Source organism: Asanoa ishikariensis (genome assembly GCF_900107455.1).
GTDB lineage: Bacteria > Actinomycetota > Actinomycetes > Mycobacteriales > Micromonosporaceae > Asanoa > Asanoa ishikariensis.
Map to the genome: position 1 here is coordinate 15722 of NZ_FNQB01000001.1, position 22784 is coordinate 38505.

The 22784-nt window shown below is 70.0% G+C and carries 20 protein-coding genes and 1 tRNA gene; 7 read left to right on the forward strand and 14 right to left on the reverse strand.

Annotated elements, in window-relative coordinates; all coding sequences use genetic code 11:
- Positions 1-72: 72 nt before the first annotated feature.
- Together BLV39_RS00105 and BLV39_RS00110 are read left to right on the forward strand one after the other, a co-directional pair.
- On the forward strand, positions 73-720 hold the full coding sequence (locus BLV39_RS00105; RefSeq protein WP_090785826.1) for a DedA family protein: 648 nt from the start codon (positions 73-75) through the stop codon (positions 718-720).
- 253 nt (positions 721-973) lie between these two features.
- A complete protein-coding gene (locus BLV39_RS00110) occupies positions 974-2941 on the forward strand; it encodes a glycosyltransferase (RefSeq protein ID WP_090785828.1) in 1968 nt (655 codons plus the stop codon).
- Between the two features lie 23 nt (positions 2942-2964).
- On the opposite strand, the gene BLV39_RS00115 is transcribed toward BLV39_RS00110, so the two are convergent.
- The 7 genes from BLV39_RS00115 to BLV39_RS00145 form a co-directional block, all read right to left on the reverse strand.
- The gene (locus BLV39_RS00115) at positions 2965-3609 is read right to left on the reverse strand and encodes a response regulator (protein WP_090785830.1); all 645 of its coding nucleotides are present in this window, start codon (positions 3607-3609) and stop codon (positions 2965-2967) included.
- Positions 3600-4733: a sensor histidine kinase gene (locus BLV39_RS00120; RefSeq protein WP_090785832.1), complete on the reverse strand. Its 1134-nt coding sequence runs from the start codon at positions 4731-4733 to the stop codon at positions 3600-3602. The genes BLV39_RS00115 and BLV39_RS00120 overlap by 10 nt, the downstream gene beginning before the upstream one ends.
- 49 nt (positions 4734-4782) lie before the next feature.
- The gene (locus BLV39_RS00125) at positions 4783-5874 is read right to left on the reverse strand and encodes a TolB family protein (RefSeq protein WP_090785834.1); all 1092 of its coding nucleotides are present in this window, start codon (positions 5872-5874) and stop codon (positions 4783-4785) included.
- Positions 5871-6398, reverse strand: a complete 528-nt coding sequence (locus tag BLV39_RS00130; protein WP_090785836.1) for a SigE family RNA polymerase sigma factor — start codon at positions 6396-6398, stop codon at positions 5871-5873. Before BLV39_RS00130 ends, BLV39_RS00125 begins: the two co-directional genes overlap by 4 nt.
- A gap of 136 nt (positions 6399-6534) precedes the next feature.
- Positions 6535-7533, reverse strand: coding sequence for a TolB family protein (locus BLV39_RS00135; protein WP_176984715.1), 999 nt, complete (start codon positions 7531-7533; stop codon positions 6535-6537).
- A gap of 132 nt (positions 7534-7665) precedes the next feature.
- Entirely contained in the window at positions 7666-9858 is a 2193-nt protein-coding gene (locus tag BLV39_RS00140; protein WP_090785841.1) for a (Fe-S)-binding protein, read from the reverse strand.
- Positions 9859-9974: 116 nt separating this feature from the next.
- Positions 9975-10238 (reverse strand): cell division protein CrgA, encoded by a 264-nt coding sequence (locus tag BLV39_RS00145; protein ID WP_090785843.1) that lies wholly within the window; start codon positions 10236-10238, stop codon positions 9975-9977.
- 178 nt (positions 10239-10416) lie between these two features.
- On the opposite strand from BLV39_RS00145, the gene BLV39_RS00150 reads away from it, so the two are divergent.
- From BLV39_RS00150 to BLV39_RS00165, 4 genes are read left to right on the forward strand one after another with little or no spacing between them, the layout of a single operon-like run.
- A complete protein-coding gene (locus BLV39_RS00150) occupies positions 10417-11196 on the forward strand; it encodes a DUF881 domain-containing protein (RefSeq protein WP_090785845.1) in 780 nt (259 codons plus the stop codon).
- Between the two features lie 13 nt (positions 11197-11209).
- The gene (locus tag BLV39_RS00155; protein WP_090785846.1) at positions 11210-12493 is read left to right on the forward strand and encodes a class E sortase; all 1284 of its coding nucleotides are present in this window, start codon (positions 11210-11212) and stop codon (positions 12491-12493) included.
- A 3-nt stretch (positions 12494-12496) separates the two neighbouring features.
- A complete protein-coding gene (locus tag BLV39_RS00160) occupies positions 12497-12790 on the forward strand; it encodes a hypothetical protein (protein WP_090785848.1) in 294 nt (97 codons plus the stop codon).
- A gap of 4 nt (positions 12791-12794) precedes the next feature.
- Positions 12795-13445 carry an aminodeoxychorismate/anthranilate synthase component II gene (locus BLV39_RS00165; protein WP_090785850.1) on the forward strand — a complete coding sequence of 217 codons (651 nt, stop codon included), beginning with the start codon at positions 12795-12797 and terminating at the stop codon, positions 13443-13445.
- A 20-nt stretch (positions 13446-13465) separates the two neighbouring features.
- Here BLV39_RS00165 and pknB read toward each other — a convergent pair whose 3' ends face one another.
- The 7 genes from pknB to BLV39_RS00200 all read right to left on the reverse strand — a co-directional run bounded on the left by pknB (position 13466) and on the right by BLV39_RS00200 (position 22402).
- Positions 13466-15283: a Stk1 family PASTA domain-containing Ser/Thr kinase gene (pknB, locus tag BLV39_RS00170; RefSeq protein ID WP_090785852.1), complete on the reverse strand. Its 1818-nt coding sequence runs from the start codon at positions 15281-15283 to the stop codon at positions 13466-13468.
- On the reverse strand, positions 15280-16659 hold the full coding sequence (locus BLV39_RS00175; RefSeq protein ID WP_090785854.1) for a serine/threonine-protein kinase: 1380 nt from the start codon (positions 16657-16659) through the stop codon (positions 15280-15282). Before BLV39_RS00175 ends, pknB begins: the two co-directional genes overlap by 4 nt.
- Position 16660: 1 nt before the next feature.
- The gene (locus tag BLV39_RS00180) at positions 16661-18166 is read right to left on the reverse strand and encodes a peptidoglycan D,D-transpeptidase FtsI family protein (RefSeq protein WP_090785856.1); all 1506 of its coding nucleotides are present in this window, start codon (positions 18164-18166) and stop codon (positions 16661-16663) included.
- Positions 18163-19545 carry an FtsW/RodA/SpoVE family cell cycle protein gene (locus tag BLV39_RS00185; protein ID WP_090790966.1) on the reverse strand — a complete coding sequence of 461 codons (1383 nt, stop codon included), beginning with the start codon at positions 19543-19545 and terminating at the stop codon, positions 18163-18165. The genes BLV39_RS00180 and BLV39_RS00185 overlap by 4 nt, the downstream gene beginning before the upstream one ends.
- A gap of 115 nt (positions 19546-19660) precedes the next feature.
- Complete coding sequence (locus BLV39_RS00190) at positions 19661-21106, reverse strand: PP2C family protein-serine/threonine phosphatase (protein ID WP_090785858.1); 1446 nt, start codon at positions 21104-21106, stop codon at positions 19661-19663.
- Positions 21103-21588 carry an FHA domain-containing protein FhaB/FipA gene (locus BLV39_RS00195; RefSeq protein WP_089255710.1) on the reverse strand — a complete coding sequence of 162 codons (486 nt, stop codon included), beginning with the start codon at positions 21586-21588 and terminating at the stop codon, positions 21103-21105. The genes BLV39_RS00190 and BLV39_RS00195 overlap by 4 nt, the downstream gene beginning before the upstream one ends.
- A gap of 4 nt (positions 21589-21592) precedes the next feature.
- Positions 21593-22402, reverse strand: a complete 810-nt coding sequence (locus BLV39_RS00200) for an FHA domain-containing protein (protein ID WP_090785860.1) — start codon at positions 22400-22402, stop codon at positions 21593-21595.
- Positions 22403-22627: 225 nt separating this feature from the next.
- Between BLV39_RS00200 and BLV39_RS00205 the strand changes: the two genes are divergently transcribed.
- Positions 22628-22713: transfer RNA gene (locus BLV39_RS00205), tRNA-Leu, on the forward strand.
- Positions 22714-22784: the final 71 nt, after the last annotated feature.

Here is a 22784-nt window from a genome sequence, read left to right on the forward strand (position 1 = left end):
TGAGGTTTTCCGCAGTGCGGCCGGTGGTCCGCCGCATGGTGAACGGCCGGTGGCGTCCATAGCGTCGATCGCATGATCATTGCCAGTGCCCCCCAGCCCACCGACGGAATCGCCGGCTGGGCCGTCGACCTGATGGACCGGCTCGGCGCACCCGGCGCCGGCCTGGCCGTCGCCCTCGAGAACCTGTTCCCGCCGCTGCCCAGCGAGATCATCCTGCCGCTCGCCGGCTTCACCGCCAGCCGCGGCGAACTCAGCCTGCTCGCGGCGCTGTTCTGGACCACCGCCGGCTCGGTCGTCGGCGCGCTGGCGCTCTACCTGGTCGGCGCCGCGGTCGGCCGGGAACGCGTCCGCGCGATCGCCACCCGGTTGCCGCTGATCCGGCTGCACGACATCGACCGCACCGAGGCCTGGTTCGCCCGGCACGGGACCAAGGCGGTGTTCCTCGGACGGATGATTCCCATCTTCCGCAGTCTGATCTCCGTGCCGGCCGGCGTGGAGCGAATGCCGGTGCTGACCTTCCTCGCCCTGACCACTGCCGGCAGCCTGATCTGGAACACCGTGTTCGTGCTGGCCGGCTACCAACTGGGCGAATCCTGGTGGCGCGTCGAGGCGTACGCCGGCGTGCTCCAGAAGGTCGTGATCGGGGCCGTCGTCGTGCTGTTGGCCTGGTTCGTCGCGACCCGCCTGCGCCGCCCGATCGGCCGCCACGGCAGCCACTAGGGGTGTCTCGTGGATCGGGGTGGTGCTGCGGCGAGGTCCAGGCGGCGTCCGACCGTGCGCGGAGGCCGGTCGGATACCGGTGTTGTATCTGGCCGGTCACCGCGTGCGGTCGGTCGTCGTCTGGGCCCGGCGCGGTGCCGCCCTGATCCACGAGACACCCCTGGGGGGACGCAAGATCGGCGCCATCGACGTACCCTTTCGGCACCGCTACCGTAGGTGCGCTCTGCTCTCTTTTACCCTTGGGGAACAACCGATGGCGACCACTCCCCGTCTGGTTCTACTGCGCGACAGCCGGTGGCCCGACGTGCCCGGCGTGTGCTGCTGGCGCGCCGCCGCCGAGGCCGCGTTCGGCGCCGCCGGCACGGCCGTCGCGGATGCGACCTGGGAAGGTCCGAAGTACTTTCCGCCCGGTTCCGAGCCACCGAAGCCACCGCCGCCCCCGCCGGTCAAGGGTCGCGCGGAGTGGCTGCCGATGCCGGTGCGGCGCGGCGTGCGGCTGGTGCGGAAGGTCGTCCGCAAGGTTCACCGGCTGGTCACCCCGCCGCCGCCACCACCCCCGCCGCCGCCCCCGCCGCCGCCACCGGCGGTGCCCGGCCTCGAAGGTGCCGCGATCGTGGTCGCCGAGTCGCTGGCGGCCGCCGTCGCCGCGCTCAAGGGCGGTGCGCCCGGCGACCGGCTGTGGGCTCTCGCGCTGGCGCCGACCCGCACGGTGCAGGGCGGCTCCACGTCGTTCGGCACCTTGGTCAACGAGCTCGCCGACCGGGTCGCCGGGTTCGTGACCGACAGCGAGCTCGGGCGGGACGCGGTCGAACGGGCCGCGACCAGCGGACGCCCCCGGGTGGTCGTGCTGCCCCCGCTCGCGGCGGACCGGGCCTGTCCGTCATGTGCCGACGCGGCAGTCCCCGCGCTGCCCGAGCTGGACCCCGACACCACCGCCGCCGTCGCGCAGCTCGCCGCCTGGCGCCACCCGAGCGACACCTACTCGGGCCCGATGGCCCGCCGCCGGGGTCTGGCCGCCGACTGGGGGCCCACCGGCTGGCTCGACTGGAACCAGGACGGCCGCAGCCTGCCCCGGCCGGGCCTGCCCGACGCGCAGCCGGACTGGACGGCCGCCGCCCAGGATCGCGGTGCCCGCGAGGTTGTCGCGGCGACCCTGCCCGTCGACTCGGCTTCCGCTCGCGCGGGGCGGAACGTGCTGATCTCCGGCTTCGACCTCAAGTTCATCCGCGAGCTGGGCAGCCGGCTGGACCAGCGCGGCGACCTGGACGTCTCGCTCGACGAGTGGCGGATGATCCGCACGCAGCAGTCGCCCTCGGAGCAGACCGAGGACCTGCTGCTCAAGGCGGACACGGTCGTCGCCGAGTGGGTCCGCCCGAGTGCCGTCTGGCTGACCGAGCGCAAGCAGCCCGAGTCGAAGCTCATCCTGCGGCTGCATCGCTTCGAGCTCGACACCGCGTACCCGAGCAAGATCGACATCGACAAGGTTGATGCTGTGGTCTACATCGCTCCCGCGCTCGGCCCGCGGATCCGCGACGAGATCGGGTGGCCCAAGGAGAAGCTGGTCTACATCCCGAACTACCTCGACATCGACTGGCTCGACCGGCCGAAACTGCCCGACGCCCGGTTCGCGATCGGCATGGTCGGCACCGAGCGCTTCCTCAAGCGCCTCGACCTCGCCCTCGACGTGGTGGCCGCCGTCCGCCGCGAGGACCCGCGGTTCGCGCTGCACATCCGGTCGATGAACCCGCAGGACAACCAGTACGTCTGGGCCAGCCGGGACGAGCAGGAGTACGCGGGCTGGTGCCAGGACCGCATCGAGCGCGACCCGCTGCTGCGTGGCGGGGTCACCTTCGAGGCACCCGGCCGGGACATGGCCCGCTGGTACCGCCGCGTCGGCGGTTTCCTTTCGATGAGCGACATCGAGGGCGTGCACCTGGCCGCGGCCGAGGCCATGGCCTCCGGCGCCGTCCCGGTGTTCCGGCCCTGGCCCGGGGTTCGCGAGGTGTACGACGACCACTGGATCCACCCGTCGGTCGACGAGGCGGCCGCCGCGCTGCTGGCCAACGCCGACCCGGACGTCTGGGCCGAGCGGTCGGCCGCGGCCAAGGCCGAGATGCGCCGCCGCTACGACCCGGCCGCCGTCCTGACCGCCTGGACCGACCTGGTGCACGGCGACGTCGACAAGGCCCGCGAGCCGTTCGCCTCGTACGTCCGGATCTGATTGACGGGCTCCTGACCCACGGGTCAGGAGCCCAGGTAATGCAGGACCGCCAGCACCCGGCGGCTGTAGCCGGTCGTGTATGACAGGCCGAGCTTGTCGAAGATCGCGTTGACGTGCTTCTCCACCGCGCTCTGCGAGACGTGCAGTGCGGCGGCGATGCCGGCGTTGGTGTGGCCCTGCGCCATCCGGTCGAGCACCTCGGCCTCGCGCGGGGTCAGCCGGCGCAGCGGGTCCGTGTGCGAAGTGCGGGCGAGGAGTTGGCGGACCACCTCCGGGTCGAACGCGGCCCGCCCGGCGGCCACCCGGTCCAGCGCGTCGAGAAACTCGCCCACCTCCGCGACCCGGTCCTTGAGTAGATAGCCGACCCCGTCACTGCGCGTGGTCAGCAACTCGACCGCGTACCGGCGCTCGACGTACTGGGACAGCACCAGCACACCGACGGACGGCCAACGGCCGCGGATCTCGACCGCGGCCCGCAGCCCGTCGTCACGGTGCGTCGGCGGCATCCGGACGTCGGCCACGACGACGTCGGGCTGATCGGCGGCGACCGCGGCCAGCAACGCCGGCGCGTCGCCGACCTCGGCCACGACCTCATGACCCTCGTCGGTCAACAACCGCGCCAGGCCAGCCCGGAGCAGAACAGAGTCTTCCGCGAGGATCACGCGCATGGCAGCACCGCTGTCACAGTGGTCGGACCGCCGGGTGGGCTGTCAACGATCAGCGATCCGTCGAGGGCCGCGGCCCGCCGGGCCAGCCCGGACAGGCCTCCACCGGACGGGTCGGCACCGCCGGGTCCGTCGTCGGTGACGGTCACTCGTACCCCCTGCTCGATCCGCCCGACGGTGACAGTGACCCGGCTGTCGGGCGCGTGCTTGGCCGCGTTGGTCACCGCCTCGGAGACCACGAAGTACGCGGCCGTCTCGACCGCGGACGGCAGCCGGTCGACCGGGCAGTCTACGGAGACCGGCACCCCACCGCGCTCGGCCACCCGGGACAGCGCCTCGGCGAGGCCGAGGTTGTCGAGGTCGGCCGGGTACGCGCGCCAGGCCACGTCGCGGAGTTCCGCCAGGATCTCCCGGGCCTCGTCGTGCGCCTGCCGGACGAGCTCGTCGGAACGGTCGCGGTCGGTGCCGCGCCGGGCCTGACCGAGCAGCAGGCCGAGTGCGACCAGCCGCTGCTGGACCCCGTCGTGCAGGTCACGCTCGATCCGCCGCCGCTCGGCGTCGACCGCGGCGACCACGCCCGCGCGGCTGGCCGCCAACTCGCTGATCCGGCGCTCGTAGCGGGCCCGGTCGCCGGGCACCAGCAGCCGCCCGGCCAACCACCGGTCCAGCGCGGCCACGCCGAGGAAGCCCTGCACGGCCAGGAAGAGAAGCACGAGGCCGCCGACCACCTGGGCGCCGACCAGGAGCGCGCTGCTGCGGCCGACGAACAGGTCGCGGGCCCAGACCGCGCCGGTGCCGAGCCCGTAGAGGAAGAGCAGCGCGACGAACCCACCGAGCAGACCGACAGCCCAACGGATCGCGAGGTACGCGACCGCGCGGCGCTCGGTGTAGTCGTCCAGCGCGTCGACAGCGCCGCCACCGGGCAGGAACGCGGCGATCCGCCAGCGCTGAACCTCGACCAGGTGGCGGGCGGGCCGCTCGATGGCGGTGGGCCGGCGGCCGCGGGTCAACTCGATCAGGACGACCAGCGCGGCCCAACCGAGAAAGGCGAGCTCAGCGACGGCGGTGGCAGCGCCGACGACCACGCCGACGAACAGCCGCCCGCCCGCGCTCAGCACCGCTCCCATGCGCTGCACGCTACCGCTGCGGTTTTCCACACCCCCTGGGCTGTGGAATTCACTCAGGTGTGTAGGCCAGCAGTTTGAGGTCGTTGACCGCCGCGGGCTCGTCCACCTCCGCCTTGACCGTGAAGTCCGGACCGAGCAGCGTCAGCTTGCCCGAGGTCCGCACCAGGATGTCGCCGTTGGGCTGGAAAAGGATCGCCTCGACGTCACCCCGGACCGGCAGGCCCACGTTCTCGCCCGTACGCACGTCGATGATCGTGTCCGCGATCAGATCCCGGGCGATGTCGGAGTCTTCCTCCTGACCCTTGCGCTGCCATACGGAGATCAGACCGCCGTCCGCCGACATGCTGTACGGGTCGCAGCTACGTCGCTGCGCGTAGTTCGCCTGCACGTCGTCACTGCCGAACCCGGGGACGACACGGACGTTGCCCCCGTCGGGATCGGCCGTCGCGAGCTTGCAGTCGCCGGTGGCGTACCCGATGTGTTTCCCGTCGGCCGACCACATGAAATGGATCGCCGACCGCTGGTCCTCCAGCGCGGTGAAGCGGCCCGTCGCGATCGTGACTATGCCCTTCGTGACCTCTCCGTCCGGGCCCTTCGCCAGCAGCAGCCGCTCGGAGTCCGGCGACCACGCCGGCTCGTACCCGTAATATTTGGCGCCCTGGAACACGGTGCGACGGTTCTGACCGTCGCGGTCGGTCACGACCACTTTCCCGCTCTTGTCGACGAAGGCGACGCGCGCACCGTCCGGCGACACGCTCGACGCGTAGGCGTCCTTCTCCAACACCGTGTCCACACCGGACTTCGTGACCCGGACCAACTGCTCGGAGTTGGCGTAGTACAGCCAGCCGGGCAACCCGGCGATCGAGCTCGCGGCCGGAGTGGCGCTGGGAGAAGGCGAAACGGACGGCAGCGACGTCGGGACGGTGGCCGGCGAGGGCTGGTCCGGCCCGGTCAGGCCCACTTGCCAGGCCAGGCCGCCGGCCAGCACCAGCGCGCAGGCCGTGGCGGCACCGCTGATGAGCGCCCGGTTGCGGCCGATCCGCTTCGAGCGGGCCAGCGACCGGTCGACGAAGTCCACCGGCTTCGCCCGGTCACCGATTTCCGTCAGGCTGTCCCGCAGCAGGTCGTCGTCGTCGTTCATCTTCCGGTCCCTTCCGTGGTCCGGAATCGCCTGAGCTCGGGTACGAGCTTGCGCAACTGCTCGAGTGCCCGCGCGGTCTGCGTCTTGACGGTGCTGACCGATACGCCGAGCAGCTCCGCCGCCTCGACCTCCGTGTGGTCCTCGAAGTAGCGAAGCACGACGACGGCGCGTTGCCGTGGGCTGAGCGACCGCAGCGCCCGTTCGACGGTCATCCGCCGCGTGATCGACTCTGAGTCGTCGTCGCCGCGGCGGTCAGCCGGTTCGGGAAGGTCGCCGGAGAGCACCTCCGTCGTCCTGCGCCGTCGCCACACGGAGACCTGTTGGTGATACATGACCCGGCGGGCGTACGCCTCGGCGTTGCCTAGCTCGTGGAGTCGGGACCAGGCCCGGTGCGTACGCGCGAGGGCCTCCTGCACCAGGTCCTCGGCCAGGTGTTGGTCACCGGTGAGCAGATAGGCCGACCGCAGCAGGGCATGGCTTCGGGCTCGCACGAACGCGACGTACTCGTCCTCGGCGACAGCCACGCTCGATCCGATCGACGACGAATGATGTGCGGGCCAGGATTCTAGCCCCGCCAACGCCGTTGTCTGGACCTGCACCGGATCTCCCCTGGTCGAGGCTGCCCCGCAGCGCCCCCGTGTGCGCTGCGGGGCAGCGGGCTCAGTTGGACCTGTAGGTGAGCAGTTCGAAGTCCTTGACCTCGGCGGGCTCGGCCACCTCCGCCTTGACCTTCCAGTTCGGACCGAACAGGGTCAGCTTGCCGTTGGTACGCACCAGGATGTCGCCGTTGGGCTGGAACAGGATCGCCCTGATCTCGCCCCTGACCGGCACACCGACGTTTTCCCCTGTGCGGGTGTCGACGATCGCGTCCGCGATCAGATCGCGGGCAATGTCAGAGGAATCCTCGTCGTTCGTGCGCTGCCACACCGAGATCAGACGACCATTGGCCGAAATGCTGTACGTGTCGGAACTCCGCCGTCGCTGCGGGTTCAGCCGCCTGTCGTCGCTGCCGAACACCGGCACGACCCGAGCGTTACGCCCGTCCGGATCAGCCAGCACGAGCCGATAGCCATCCACGTACCCGACGTGCTTTCCGTCAGCCGTCCACAGAAACCCCTGCCCGAGGCTTTGACGCTCCCAAGGTGTGAAACGGCCCGTCGCGATCGTGAGGACACCGACCGTGCGCAGCCCGGGGCCGCGGTTCTTCGCGATCAGCAGTCGCTTCGAGTCCGGCGACCACGCCGGCTCGAACCCGGCGCGGTCGGCACCCCGAAACACCGTGCGACGGTTCCGGCCGTCCCGGTCGGCGACCACCACGTTCCCGGCCTCGATCGGGCTCCCGTCGATGAAGGCGATATGCGCACCATCCGGCGATACGTTCGCCGCATACGCGTCCTTCTCCAACACCGTCTTCACATCGGGCCCCGTGACCCGAACCAACCGCTCGTGTTCGAGGTAGTACAGGCGACCCGGGATGGCAGCGGCCGGCGACGACGCGGTCCGTGACTGGGCCGCCGAAGTTGGGGCCGAGATGGACGGTGCTGAGGACACCGGTCGACTTCCGGCGGGCGTCGGGGTGGGCTCGCAGGCGGCGGTCAGTGCGACCGCGGTGGCAAGGACGGTCCAGCGGGCAATACTCCGCGAAGAGATCGCGTTCATGAGGGCACCGTTTCTGAGAAGAGAAAGGCGTCGCCGGCCGGGCGTCGTGCACATCGTGTGCACACACCAAGACGCGACCTCGTTCCCAGAAGGACGACGGGCCGTTCGGCTCGCTTTCGCTCAACCGAAAGGTCAGCCCGCGGCGGCGGCCTCCGGCTGGGCCGCGGCCGGGCTTTCCGGCTTGACCGAGCGCAGCAGCACCGTGGCCACGTCGACGACCTCGACGCCGTCGGTGGCACCAGACGCCTGCTTGGCCGTGACACCGTCGCTGATCATGGTGAAGCAGAACGGGCAGCCGACCGCGATCGTGTGTGCGCCGGTGGAGATGGCTTCCTCGACACGCTCGATGTTGATCCGCTTGCCGATCCGCTCCTCCATCCACATGCGAGCGCCACCGGCGCCGCAGCAGAAGGACCGCTCGCTGTTGCGGGGCATCTCGGTCAGGTCAGCGCCGCCGGACGAGGCCTCCAGCACCTCGCGCGGCGGGGTAAAGACCCGGTTGTGCCGGCCCAGGTAGCAGGGGTCGTGGTACGTGACGCCGCCGTCGACGGGCTGCACGGGGGTCAGCTTTCCGGACGCGACCAGGTCGGCCAGGAGTTGGGTGTGGTGCACGACCTCGAAGCTTCCGCCCAGGGCGCCGTACTCGTTGCGCAAGGTGTTGAAGCAGTGCGGGCAGGACGCGACGATCTTCTTGACGCCCGCCTCGTTGAGCGTCTCGACGTTCTGCTGGGCCAGCATCTGGAAGACGAACTCGTTGCCCATCCGCCGGGCCGGGTCGCCGGTGCAGGTCTCGCCCTCGCCCAGGATCGCGAAGTCGACGCCGGCCTCGTGCAGCAGCGTCGCGACCGCCCGGGTGGTCTTCTTCGCCCGGTCCTCGAAGGCACCCGCGCAGCCGACCCAGAAGAGGTATTCGAAGTCGTCGCCCGCGCCGGCCCGCTTGACCTCGAAGTCCAGTCCCTTCGTCCAGTCCTCGCGGGTGTTCGGCGGCGCGCCCCAGGGGTTGCCCTTGTTCTCGAGGTTGCGCAGCATGACGCCGGCCTCGGACGGGAAGGACGACTCGATCAGCACCTGATAGCGGCGCATGTCGACGATGTGGTCCACGTGCTCGATGTCGACCGGGCACTGCTCGACGCACGCGCCGCAGGTGGTGCAGGACCAGAGCACGTCGGGGTCGATCACACCGCCGTCTGCCGCGCCGCCGATCAGGGGCCGGTTGGCCTCCGCCATCGCCAGCACGTCGACGCCGACCAACTGCTCCGCGGCGGCCTTCTCCTCGCCGGTCAGGTCCTTGCCGCCACCGGCCAGAAGATAGGGCGCCTTCGCGTACGCGTGGTCGCGCAGCGAGAGGATCAGCAGCTTGGGCGAGAGCGGCTTGCCGGTGTTCCACGCCGGGCACTGCGACTGGCACCGACCGCACTCCGTGCAGGTGGAGAAGTCCAGCAGGCCCTTCCAGGTGAACTGCTCGACCTGGGCGACGCCGAACTGGTCCTTCTCAGGGTCGGCCTCCTCGAAGTCGAGGACCGCGCCGTTGGAGGTCATCGGCCGCAGCGCACCGAGGCCGGAACCGGCCGGCTTGGCCGGGTCGCGCTTGAAGAAGATGTTCGGGAAGGCCAGGAAGCGGTGCCAGGCGACGCCCATCGTCACGTTCAACGAGATCACGATCAGCCAGGTCATCGAGATGACGATCTTGATCGCGGCGACCACCGGAGCGCCGGACTCCCACGCCGGCAGCACCGAGCCCAGGCCGTGCGAGAGCGGCGCGGCCCAGGTGGGGAAGTCGAGATGATCGTTGGCGGCCTTGAAGCCGCGGATCAGGAACCCGCAGACCAGGACGCCGACGATGATCCACTCGACGAAGTAGCCCTGCCACATGGTCGAGCCGGTGAATCGGGACAGGCCACGCGCCTTGCCCGGCCGGTTCCGCAGCCGCACCGAGATCAGGTAGAAGATGCCGATGATGCCCAGGATGCCGAGGATCTCGGTGACGAAGCCGAACACCACCCAGTTCGACAGCCACGGAATGTGGCCTGTCGGCGAGGCCACCTCGAAGTAGGCCTCCAGCACGAGCAGGGAGAGCACGACGAAGGCGACCATCACGAACCAGTGCGCCGCACCGATCGCGGACCACTTCAACATCCGGGTGTGGCCGGCGGTCTCCTTGAGCATGACCTTGGTCCGGGCGCCCCAGGAGCCGAGCCTGGCCGGGTCTGGCTGGCCGAGCCGAACGACGGCCAACATCCGCGTGACAGCGCGGACCGCGAGCGCGACCGCGACGAGCGTGATGAGACCAGCGATGGTCGTACAGATGATCTCGACGACGCCCATACGCGCAGCCTCCGTTGGCCTAGGTGTGGCTGAGGACCAGGCTACGGCACTAGTTACTTGTCAGTAACGTGAGGTGTGCCGCACCTGGTCTTCAGATCACCTTAGTAAATCGGAGATCAGCGCCAGCGGCTGAACACCGCGAGCGAGGCGACCATCGCACCGAACCCGATCGCCAGGTTCCAGTAGCTCCACGACGCCACGGGGTAGTCGGTGTCAGAGAGGTAGTAGACCACCAGCCAGGCGATGCCGAACGCGATCAGTGCGACGCCGGTCACCGGGAGCCACCGCGGGCTGGGCTTGCGGCTCGCCGCGACCGACGACGGGCGTACGTCGGTCGGAGGGGTGTAGACCTTCTTCTTGCGAACCTGCGACTTGGGCACGACGCTCTCTCCTGGTTGTGGTCCTCGCTCGGGCCTGTCAACCGGCGACGGTCCATGGCCAATAATGTTCGCCAGCTAGCGTAATCAACGCGGCGCGTCGCGGCCATGCACGGGCGGCACCGGGTTATGGGAATAATCCCGGCAACCGGATCGATCAGCGTGTACGGAGGAGGAACCGGTGCGGAACTCGTCTGTCTGGCGGGCAGGTCTGCGCCGGGTGGCGCGGGTCCGGAAACCCCGCAACGTCTGGTCGGCCCTGGTGCCGCTGATCGCGCTGGCCGCCGGGCTGCTTTTCACCACGACAGCCCGCACCGCCGACGGTACCGCGCTGCGCGAGGATCGCCGCCCCCGGCTGGCCCAGGTGGTCAACGAGGAGCGCGACCGGGTCACCGCCAGCCAGCAGCAGGCTCGCGAGCTCGCCGAGGCGGTCAAGACCCAGACCGACTCCCTGGCCCGCACCGACGGGCCGATCCGGGCGGAGAGCCAGCGGGCCCAGGGCATGGAACCTGCCGCCGGGTTCACCGCTGTGCACGGCCCCGGGCTGACGGTCCAGCTCGACGACGCGCCCCAGCGGGCGGGCGACCGGCCGAACGGGGTCCGCCCCGACGATCTGGTGGTCCACCAGGGCGACGTGCAGGCCGCCGTCAACGCGCTCTGGGCCGGCGGTGCCGAGGCCATGTCGATCATGGGGGTCCGGGTTTTGTCAACCAGCGCGGTACGCTGCGTCGGCAACACCTTGCTCCTGCACGGACGTGTCTACTCACCACCGTTCGTGATCACGGCGATCGGTGATCCCAGCGCGATGCGACAGGCATTGGGAGAATCCGACGGCGTACGTCTCTTCAAAGACGCTGTGGACCACTTCCAGCTGGGCTATCAAGAGACGGTGGAGAAGGACGTGACGATACCCGCGTTCGAGGGGTCTAGCGCCCTCCGATCAGCGAAGGTGACTTCATGAGGCTTTTGCCGTCATGACGGGCGATCAGAACGGCCGTCACCGTGCGCCTGACACCAACGACGCCACCGCGGTCATCCCCCGCATCACTGAGCGGCCCAAGGACGCTCCGGTGCGCCCGGCACCGACCGCGCGGCCGCACCCCCGCCCGCTCGACTTCCCGGCCGACGCCCGCAATCCGGTGCGGGATGTCCCGGTAACCCCCGGCCCGACGCTGCGCCCGCCGGCACCCGAGCCCGGCCCGGACGTGACCGCGGTCATTCCCAAGGTCATGCCGCCGGCAGCGACGCGGGTCACAGCCCCTGACGCGACGGCGGTCATCCCAAAGGTCACGGTGTCGCCGGCGCCCGCGCGGGTCGTCGCGCCCGACGCGACCGCGGTGATCCCCAAGGTGGTCGACGAGACGGCCGTCATACCCAAGGTGCCGAGCCCGAAGACGCCGGCCACCCAGTCGCCCGACATGACCACCGTGATGGGCGCGGTGCCGCCGGCCCCGGCCAAGCCGGACCCGGCCGACCTGCCCGCGCCGGTGGCGCCGCGCCGGGGCGAGCGCGTGGTGCGCCTGCGGGCGGAGAACGTCGGCGACGACTACAAGAGCGTCTACTCCGAGCTGACCCGGCCGACCGTGTGGTCGCGAATCCGGTCCGGCATCCGGGTCGGCGGCGAGCTGATGATCACCTTCGGCCTGGTGGTGCTGCTCTTCGCGGCGTACGAGGTCTGGGGTGTCGGAGTCGTCCAGGGCGGCAAGCAGGACTCCCTGGCCAACGCGCTCGAGCAGCAGTGGGCCAACGAGCCGGGCGACGACCCCACGGTCGGCCCGACCGCCGGCACCGGCGGCCTCGGCTCCAAGATCCACGGCATTGCGAAGCTATACATTCCGGCCCTCGCCCAGGAGTGGGTGGTGGTCGACGGGGTAACCCAGGCCGACATCCGCTACGCGCCGGGCCACTACCCGGACACCGCGCTGCCGGGCCAGATCGGCAACTTCTCCGTCGCCGGACACCGCAACCGGGCCACCTTCTGGCGGCTCGACGAGCTCAACAACGGCGACTCGATCGTGGTCGAGGACAAGGAGAACTGGTACGTCTACCACGTGGTGAAGACCCGGATCGTCAAGCCGACCCAGGTCGAGGTGGTCGCGCCGGTGCCGATGCTGCCAGGCTCGAAGCCGACGAAGGCGATGGTCACGCTGACCACCTGCAACCCGAAGTTCGACAACTACCAGCGCCTGATCGTGCACGGCGAGCTGGTGCGCAGCCAGCCGAAGTCGCAGGGCGACCCGGCCGAGCTGAAGGGCTGAACGATGTACGCGTGGATCTGGCGCAAGCTGCCGTTCGACGGCGTCTTCGGCAAGCTGCTGACCTCGCTCGTACTGATCACGGGCATACTCGCGCTGTTCTGGTTCGTCGTGTTCCCGTGGGCCGAGCCACTATTGCCGTTCGACGACGTGCAGGTGACCCAGGAGGGCGGCGTGCCGGGCGCACCGGGCGCCGGCGACCCGGGCCTGATCGGCCAGTCACCCGACCCGCGCGAGTCCGGCCTCGACGACCACGACATCCCGTACTCGACCGCGACCGACAACCCGCTTCCGAGGTAACGCCATGCGCGTGCTGGTGATCGACAACTACGACTCGTTCGTCTTCAACCTGGTGCAATATCTGGGCCAGCTCGGAGTCGAGTGTGACGTGCGCCGCAACGACGAGCTCGACGTGGCCGATGTCGGCCGCTCCGGCGCCGCCGGCGTGCTGCTCTCACCCGGTCCGGGCACGCCCGAGCGCGCCGGGATCTGCATCGACGTGATCAAGGAGTACGCGGGCGAGCTGCCGATCTTCGGCGTCTGCCTCGGCCACCAGGCGATCGGCGCCGCGTTCGGTGCGACCGTGACCCGGGCACCGGAGCTGCTGCACGGCAAGACCTCGCTGGTGCACCACGGCGGTGTCGGAGTGCTCGGTGGGCTGCCTGACCCGTTCACCGCCACCCGCTACCACTCGCTCGCGGTGCTGCCGGAGACGCTGCCCGACGAGCTCGAGGTGACCGGCACCACCGAGTCCGGGGTGGTGATGGCCATGCGCCACCGCACGCTGCCGATCGAAGGTGTCCAGTTCCACCCCGAGTCGGTGCTGACCGAGGGCGGCCACCTGATGCTCGCCAACTGGCTGGCGGCGTGCGGCCACCCTGAGGCGCTGGAGCGGGCACCGGAGCTGTCGGCCGAGGTCGACGCCCGCCGTCGGGCCGCGTTCGCCGCCGCCTGACCGGCGGCGGCGCGTGCCGCTCAGTTCCTGTGCGCCCGGTCTTCGCCGATGATCGGGTTGCCGCCGCCGATGCCCGGCAGGATGTCGCCGATGCCACCGTTGTTGCCGCCCGGGGGGTTCGAGGTCGGGTCGCCCGACGGCTCGTTGTCGGGCTCCTCGAACACCGTCACGGTGATGGTCACCGTGTCGTTGAGCTTGGCTTCCTGATCGGCGTTGGGGTCCTGGTCGATCACCTTGTCGGCCAGGTTCTCATTTTGAACCTGCTGGCCTTCCTCGACGTCGACCTTGAAGCCGGCCTGGCCCAGCAGGGCCTCGGCGACCTCTCGGGACTTGCCGACCACGTTCGGCACCTTCTTGAGCTGACCGTTGGAGATCTCGACCTTGATCTTGGTGCCGGGCTTGACCGAGGTGCCGGCCTTGTCGACGCGGAGGACGGTGTTCTCCGGCTGCGAGCTGTTCACCTCGTCGAAGTCGGCCACGAGTTTGCGGCTCTCGAACTCGCGCTCGACGTCGGCCTTGGTCTGGCCCTTGAGGTTCGGCACCTCCACCGTGCCGGGACCGGCGCAGACGGTCAGCGTGACCCTGCTGTCCTTCGCCGCCTTCGCGCCGGCGGCCGGGTTCTGCTCGATGACGGTGTTCTCGCGGCACTCGGGGTCTTCCCGCGGCGTGGTCTGCACGTCGAAGCCGGCAGTGGTGAGCGTCTGTTGGGCCGTGGCGACCGGCTGGCCCAGCACCGAGACCACCTCGATCTTCTCGCCCCGGGCATTTTGCACCAGCAGGCCGGCCACCAGCGCGATCACGGCGAGCACGCCGAGCACGCTCAGCACGGCCAGCACCCAGTTGGAGCGCTTGCGTCGGTGCGCGTCGCCGACCGCGGCGGCCGGGATCGTGCGCGTCGCCGCGCCCTGCGGCCCGCGGACCACGGCCGTGGCGGCGTTGGCCCCGCCCATCGCCATGGTTTCCTGGTCACGCATCACCGGGGTGGCCATGACCGGCCGCCCGGTGGCCGCGCGCAGGACGTCGGCACGCATCTCGCCGGCACTCTGGTAGCGGTTGAGCGGGTTCTTCGACAGCGCCTTGAGCACGATCGCGTCGATCGGCGGCGTCACGTCGCGGTTGATCTCGCTCGGCGCCCGGGGGTCTTCCCGCACATGCTGGTAGGCCACGCTGACCGGGCTGTCACCGACGAACGGCGGGTGCCCGCAGAGGAGCTCGAAGAGCACGCAGCCGCCGGCGTAGACGTCGGAACGGGCGTCGACCGGCTCACCGCGAGCCTGCTCGGGCGACAGATACTGCGCCGTCCCGATCACCGCGCTGGTCTGCGTCATCGTGGTCGCGCCGCTGGCCAAGGCCCGGGCGATGCCGAAGTCCATGACCTTGACCTGGCCGTTCTGCGTGAGCATCACGTTGCCGGGCTTGATGTCGCGGTGGATGATGCCGTGCCGGTGGCTGAACTCCAGCGCGGCGCAGATGTCGGCGGTGATCTCCAGAGCCCGGCGCGGCTGCAACCGGCCCTCGGCGGCCAGCACCTCCTTGAGGGTGCGGCCGTTGACGAACTCCATGACGATGAACGGCAGGGTCTCGCCCGTGGGGGCGATCTCCTCACCGGTGTCGTAGACGGCGACGATGGCCGGGTGGTTGAGCGAGGCGGCGTTCTGTGCCTCACGCCGGAACCGCATCTGGAACGTCGCGTCGCGGGCGAGGTCGGTGCGGAGCATCTTGATCGCGACGTCCCGGCCGAGCCGGAGGTCACGGCCACGGTGCACCTCGGCCATGCCGCCGTATCCGAGCAGCTCGCCGACCTGATACCTGCCACCCAGCAGGCGGGCCTGCGTCATCTCGTCAACATTCCTTCGCTTGTCATCCCGATGTGGAGGATTCGCTCTGCAAGACGGTACGGGGCATTTGCCGCCTCGGTTCCACCGACCGGTAGATGAAGCGGGGTCGTTACCTTCCCCGCGGGAGCCATCGGGGGGGCGCCGTTGTTTTCCGTGCTGTTCTTTTGGCTGAGCTGGTAGGAGATGACACCGGCACAGATCAGCACCAACGCGCCGAGTATCACCGCCAACACGATCAGTAACCGCCGCCCTCCGCTGCTTGGTGCAGCGGCAGAGGGCACCGACGCGTAACCGTATCCTGCGTGAGCTTGAGGCCGGTTTGCCGGCACGCTCGGGTAGCCACCGCGCGCTGCCGGGCTATTCACAACGGGTGACGCGGGTCGGTGCGGCGGGACCGGGTTGCCACCGCGCGGCGCGGCCGGTTTGACCGGGCCGGGCACGGTGGCCCGCCCGCTCGGTGCCAGCGCGGGCGAGGAGGGCGCGCCCGAGATCGGCCCGACGGTGGGCGGGGACGCCGGCGTGAGCGGTCGGTGCACCTGGTTGTGCTGGGCCGGGGCCGCCAGGGTCGTCGCTGCCTGCCGCGACACGGCCGAGAACGCCGACGCGCTGGGCCAGCGGGCGGTCGGGTCCTTGGCCATCGCCCGGTCGACGATCGACCGGATCGCCGGCGGGATGTCACCCGGCAACGGGCGAGCGGTCTCCCGGACGTGCTTCATGGCGATCTCGAGCGGGTTGTCGCCCTCGAACGGCCGGCGCCCGGACAGGCACTGGTAAGCGACCACGCCCAGGGCGTACACGTCGGAAGACGGGGTGGCGATCGCGCCGGCCGCCTGCTCCGGAGAGATGTAGGACGCGGTGCCGAGCACCGAGCCGGCTGCGGTGAGTTGGCCGACGATGGCCGAGCGGGCGATGCCGAAGTCGGTCAGCACCAGCGTGCCGTTCGGCCGCACGAGCAGGTTGCCGGGCTTGACGTCGCGGTGCACGATGCCCTTCTCGTGCGCGGCCTGCAGCGCGTCGGCCGCCTGGGCGACGAGGGCCATCGTGCGGGCCGGGGTGAGCCGGCCGACCCGGCTCAGGGTGCGGGACAGCGCGTCGCCCTCGACGTATTCCATGACCAGGAAGGCGATCTGCTGGTCGCTGCCGTAGTCGTAGACGTCGACAACACCGGGGTGGTTGATCGTCGCCATCGTGCGGGCCTCGCCCCGGAACCGCTCGGCGAAGCCCGGCTCGTCGAGCAGCGCCGGCAGCAGGATCTTGACCGCGACCGTGCGGCCGAGCACCTCGTCGGTGCCGCGCCAGACGTCGCCCATGCCGCCGCCGGCGATGCGCTCGTCGAGGCGGTACCGGCCGCCGAGCATGACCCCGGGACTGATCACCTCAGCTACCCTCCGCGTCGGTGACCACCGCGCGCATGATCTGGCCGGCGATCCGGGCCGCCTCGCCACTGCCGCCGCTGCCGGCCTCCTGGAGGAAGACGGCGACCGCGCTGACCGGCTGGCCGTCCTTGATCGCGAAGCCGATGAACCAGCCGTGGTCCTTGCGGTCCGGCGCGGACTGGGCGGTGCCGGTCTTGCCACCGACGACGATGTTGTCGATCTGGGCGTTGCGGCCGGTGCCGTTCTGGACCACGTTGACCATCATGTCCCGCAGCTCACCGGCCACATCGCTGCTGACGACGGAGCCGTTGAGCTCCTTCGGCGTGGCCGTGTAGTGCGAGGTCGTGCGGTCGGGGCCGAGCAGCTTCTGCACCAGGTACGGACGCATCTGCCGGCCGTTGTTGGCGACCGCGGCGGCGATCAGCGCACCCTGCATCGGGGTCATCCGGACGTTGTTCTGGCCGATGCCGCTCTGCGCCAGCGCGGCCGGGTCATCCCCGCCGTCCGGGTTCTTGATCTCACCGGTCTCGCTGGTGGCGACCGGCAGGCCCTCGGCGTTGAGCCGCCCGCAAGTGAGGTCCGTCTGACCGAAACCGAACTTGCGCGCCTCTTCCTTGATCTTGTCGGCGCCGAGCGTCACCGCGAGTTGGGCGAAGCCGGTGTTGCACGACTCGGTCAGCGCCTCGCGCAGGGTGACCTGGGACTCGGGGCAGATCGACGCGGCCGCGTTCCGGATGTCGGTGCCGGACGTCGGCGCGCGGTAGACCGGGCCGGCCGGGATCTGGGTCTGCTGGGTGTAGCCGTTCTCCAGCGCCGCCGCGGCGTCGATCACCTTGAACGTCGAACCGGGCGGGTACGTCTCGCTCAGCGCGCGGTTGATCAGCGGCTTGTCGGGGTCGCCGTCGAGCTTGTCGAAGGCGGCCTCGGCTGCATCCGTGTCGTGGCTGACCAGCGGGTTCGGGTCGAAGCTCGGCATCGAGACCAGGGCCTGCACCGCGCCGGTCCGCGGGTTGATCGCAACCGCCGCGCCCTTCTCGGCACCGACCCGGTTGTTGGTCATCTCCTTGAACGCCGTCTCCTGCGCGCGCTTGGAGAGGCTGAGTAGCACGCTGCCGCCCGGCGTCTTCTCACCCGTCCACAGGTCGGAGATCCGGTCGGCGACCAGCGCGTCGGAGGTGCCGGCGAGGAACTCGTCCTCGCTGCGCTCGATGCCGGTGGCCGCCAGGTTGACCGGGTTGTAGCCGACGACGTGCGCGTACGCCTCGTCCGCCGGGTACTGCCGAACGTATTTGAGCTCGCCGTCGGTCGGCTTGCTGGTGGCCAGCGCGGTGCGGCCGGCCTCGATCACGCCGCGCTCCCGCTCGTACTCGGCGATCTGCACTCGGCCGTTGTAGTCGCTGTTGCGGTATTCGTCCGCCTTGTAGGCCTGAACCCAGTTGAGGTTGGCGAAGAGCAGCGCGAAGAGAACCAGGACGACGACGCCGACCCGGCGCAGCGGTGCGTTCACGGCTTGATCACCTCCGTGGGCGCCCCGTGCAGTTGCGCGGGGGCACTCGCTGTCGCGCCGCTGGGTCGGGCCGAAGCCGACCCGTCGACCGGCCGCCGTGCGGCGTCGGAGACGCGCAACAGCAACGCGATCAGCATCCAGTTGGCCATCAGCGACGAGCCACCGGCGGACAGGAACGGCGTGGTCTGGCCGGTCAGCGGGATCAACCGGCTGATTCCACCCACGATGACGAACACCTGGAGGCCCAGCGTGAAGGCCAGGCCGCCGGCGAGCAGCTTGCCGAACGAGTCCCGCACCGCCAGGCCGGCCCGCAGGCCGCGCTGGACGATCAGCAGATAGACGATCAGCAGCGCCGAGAGCCCGAACAGGCCGATCTCCTCACCGAGCCCGGCGAAGATGAAGTCGTTGTGCACCTCGGGGATGATCGTCGGCTGCCCACCGCCCGGCCCGGTGCCGAACAGGCCGCCGCTGCCCAGGCCGAGCAGCGACTGCACGAGTTGGAAACCCCGCTCGTACGGGTCGGAGAACGGATCGAGCCAGATCTGGGCGCGGTCGTAGAAGTTGGCGAACGGACCGCCGACCGAGGCACCGAGCAAGTAGGCGCTGTAGGCGCCGCCGAAGAAGAGCAGCAGGCCGATGATCAGCCAGCTCACCCGCTCGGTGGCGATATAGAGCGTGACCACGAACATGCCGAAGTAGAGCAGCGAGGTGCCGAGGTCCTTCTCGAAGACCAGGACCAGCAGACTGACGGCCCAGACCGCGAGCACCGGACCCAGGTCGCGGCCGCGCGGGAAGTCGATGCCGAGCACCCGCTTGCTGGCCAGCGAGAGCACCTCGCGCTTACGCACCAGGTAGTAGGCGAAGAAGGCGAGCAGTGCCAGCTTGGCGAACTCGCCGGGCTGGATCTGGAAGCCGCCGACCCTGATCCACAGCTTGGCGCCGTTGATCTCCGAGAACCGCCCGGGCAGCAGGGCCGGGATCAGCACCAGGACGATGCCGCCAAGGCCCAGCGTGTACGCGTACCGGGAGATCGCCCGGTGGTCCTTGATGACCAGGAGCACGATCGCGGCGAACAGGACCGCGATCAGCGTCCAGGCGAGCTGGCGGCCACCCGTGCCCGCGAAGATGGGGTACGTGAGCCGCTCGGCGGCCGGCGCCTCGGCCAGGTCGAGCCGGCGCAGGAACGCCACGCCGATCCCGTTGAGCAGGGCGACGGCCGGGATGAGGGCCGGGTCGGCGTAGGGCGCCGTGTATCGGACCACCAGATGCAGGCCGAGGAACAGCGCGCTGAGGATCGCCGCCGGCACCCAGAAGTTGCCGGTGATCGTGTCGAACATGGTGACCTGGATGGTCGCGCTGTACGCGGCGACCAGCGCCATCGCAAAGCCGAGCAGGGCGAGCTCGGCGTTGCGACGGGTCTGGACGTCACGGACGCGCGGAAGCTCACCCGTCGCCGCGGGTGTGTTAACCGAACCGGCCTGCGAACTCACGATGTCAGTTGGACGGCCGGCAGTCCGCCGGATCGATGACCGGCGGGACGGTGTCGGTTGGCGTCCCGTCCGGCACCGCGGTAGCTGAGCCGACGCCGGTCGGCGGAGTGGTGGTCGGCGCCGTCGCGACGACCGTCGGGGTGACCGGCGGAACCGTCGGCGTGTTCAGTTGCTCACCGGCGACGCCCGGGGTCGGACAGGCCGGCTTGAGGTTCGGGTTGGTCGGGTCGTCGGTCGTGAGCTCCGACAGCCGGCGCTGCGCGTCGGCTTCGCTGTTGGCCTGGATGCCCTGCTTGACCCGCTCCTGCGCGACCGAGGTGAGCTCGTTGAGGCTGGTGGCGCTGGTCGACTGGACGCTCGACAGGTCGACACCCGCGATCTGGCCCGGCACGCCGCGGAACACGGCGAGCTGACCTTCCTCGGTGGCACCGACGTAGAACTGCTGCTGGGTGACTCGCCAGCCGGCCCAGAGGCCGCCGCCAAGGATGATCAGCAGCACCCCGAACAGCACCGCGGTGCGCAAAGGCCGTCGGCGACGCCGGTCGGCATCGTCTTCGTGTGCGCCGCCGCGGCCGTTGGCCTCGGCCGGAAGGTTCTGGTCGGGCACCGCCGCCCGTGGAGCCGAGAGCGCCGCCGAGGCGCGAGCGGCCGGGGTGTCGGGGCTGGCCGAGGTGGTGTTGCCCCGGTCCCGGGCCGCCGCACCGCCGACGATCGGCGCCTGCTCGACGATGTCCTGGTCGGTCGCGTCCGCGATGACCACGGTGATGTTGTCAGGGCCGCCGCCGCGCAGGGCGAGCGCGATCAGTCGTTCGACGCACTGCTGCGGGTCGACGAAGTCGCGCAGCGACTCGGCGATCGTCTCGGCGCTGACCACGCCGGAGAGCCCGTCGCTGCAGATCAGGTAGCGATCACCGCGGAGCACCTGACGGACGGAGTATTCAGGGTCGATGTCGCGGCCGTCGAGCGCGCGGGTGAGCAGCGACCGCTGCGGGTGGCTGCTCGCCTCCTCGGCGCTGATCCGACCCTCGTCGACGAGCATCTGAACGTACGTGTCGTCCTTGGTGATCTGCGCGAACTCGCCGTCGCGGAGCATGTAGGCGCGCGAGTCACCGATGTGCACCATGCCGATCTTGCTGCCCGAGAACAGGATGGCGGTGAGCGTGGTGCCCATGCCCTCTAGCTGCGGGTTGGCATCGACGGTGTCGCGCAGTTGTTGGTTGGCGGTATCGACAGCCGTGCGCAGCGCGTCGACGAGAGCGTCACCAGGGACGTCCTCGTCGAGCGGGGCCATGGCTCCGATGACGATGTTGCTCGCGACGTCACCGGCGGCCATGCCGCCCATGCCGTCGGCAACGGCGAGCAGCCGCGGTCCGGCGTAGACGGAGTCTTGATTTCCGTCCCGGATCAGACCGCGGTCACTGCGGGCCGCGTAACGCAGTGTCAGTGTCATGGCCGTAACTCGAGTGAAGTGCGGCCGATACGGATCGGCACGCCGAGGGGGACGGGGGTCGGTCCGGTGACCTTAGCGCGATCGAGATACGTCCCGTTCGTCGAGCCCAGGTCTTCTACGAACCACTGCCCTGACCTGGGAACAAGCCGGGCGTGACGCGCCGACGCGTAATCGTCGGTGATCACCAGTGTCGAGTCCTCGGCGCGGCCGATTGTAATCTGGCCGTCACCGAGCGTGATTCGTGTGCCGGCAAGCTGGCCCGCGGTCACCACTAGCTGGTGAGCCGCGCGGCCCCGCTTCACCTTCGCCGGCCGCGTTTGGCCGGTCGACGCACCCACCCCGCGTGGTGCGGCGACCAGCCTGCTGGATCGGGCCCCGGCGAAGAGGTCACGCCGGATCACACCCACGACCGTGAACACGAAGATCCACAGCAGAATGAGAAATCCGATCCGGGCGACTTCGACGACGAAATCTCCGGCCAACGGGCTAACCGTCCACGCGGAACGTCAGCGTCGTCGTGCCGAGCTGGATCATGTCGCCGGGGTTGAGCGCCACGGCCGAGACACGCTGGCCGTTGACCATCGTGCCGTTGGTCGAGCCGAGGTCCGTCAGGACGACCTGCGCACCGTCGAAGTCGAGTCGGGCGTGTCGCCGCGAGATCCCGACGTCGGGGAGGCGCAGGTTGGCCTGGTCGCCCCGGCCGATCACGGTCGAGCCCATCTGCAGCGGATAGGTTCGTCCATCGCCGGAGACCAGCCGGATGTTGCGACCACCGGCGCCGCCACCACCGCCATGCATCGGCGGCTGCCCGTAGCCCTGGTCGTACGGCTGCTGATAGCCGCCACCACCACCGCCACCGGGCGCGTCGTAGCCCTGTTGCACCGGGGCGACGTCGCCGCCGGTGTAGACCTCGGCCGTGACCCGGAACATTCCGGTGTCCAGGCCGTCGCCACGCTCGATCTCGACGATCACGTCGCCGTAGACCGTCCACGCCTGCTCACCGATGAACTCAGCCTGCGACTGCGCGAGTTCCTGGGCGAGCGCGGCCGCGTAAGGCGCCAGCCGGCTGTGGTCATAGGGAGATAGGTCAATCACGTAGCGGTTCGGCACCAGAGTCCGCCCGCCGGCCAGGATAGCCTTGTGCGCCTCCGCCTCCCGCTGCATGGCGTTGAGGATCTCCACAGGGTGGACGACCCCCTTGAACACCTTGGCGAAGGCCCCTTCGACCAGGCCTTCCAAACGCTTCTCAAAGCGTTGCAGCACGCTCACCGGCTCCTCCTCGGGTTCCGAGGCCATGATGGTATCCGGCCGGGGCACATGCAGTCCGCATGGCGACCGACCGACTGTCTACGCCAGTCTCCGCAGAACGCCGTGGGAGCGCTGCCGCGCGTGGCGTCTGGGCGACCGTAACCCGCCACCGGAGTGGCGGGCAGCGTCGTGTTAGTCTTCCCAGGCGCCGCGAGCGGTAACCGCCCACGGCCACCGGCAGGCATAGCGTAATATGTGCCGGCAGCTGTTCCAGGGGAAGTGGCGGAATGGCAGACGCGCACGGTTCAGGTCCGTGTGCCCGAAAGGGCGTGGGGGTTCAACTCCCCCCTTCCCCACCATGACGTTTGGGCTCCGCGATTCGCGGGGCCTTAACGTTATGCACCCCCATTGCCGAGCAGCACCTGGAGTT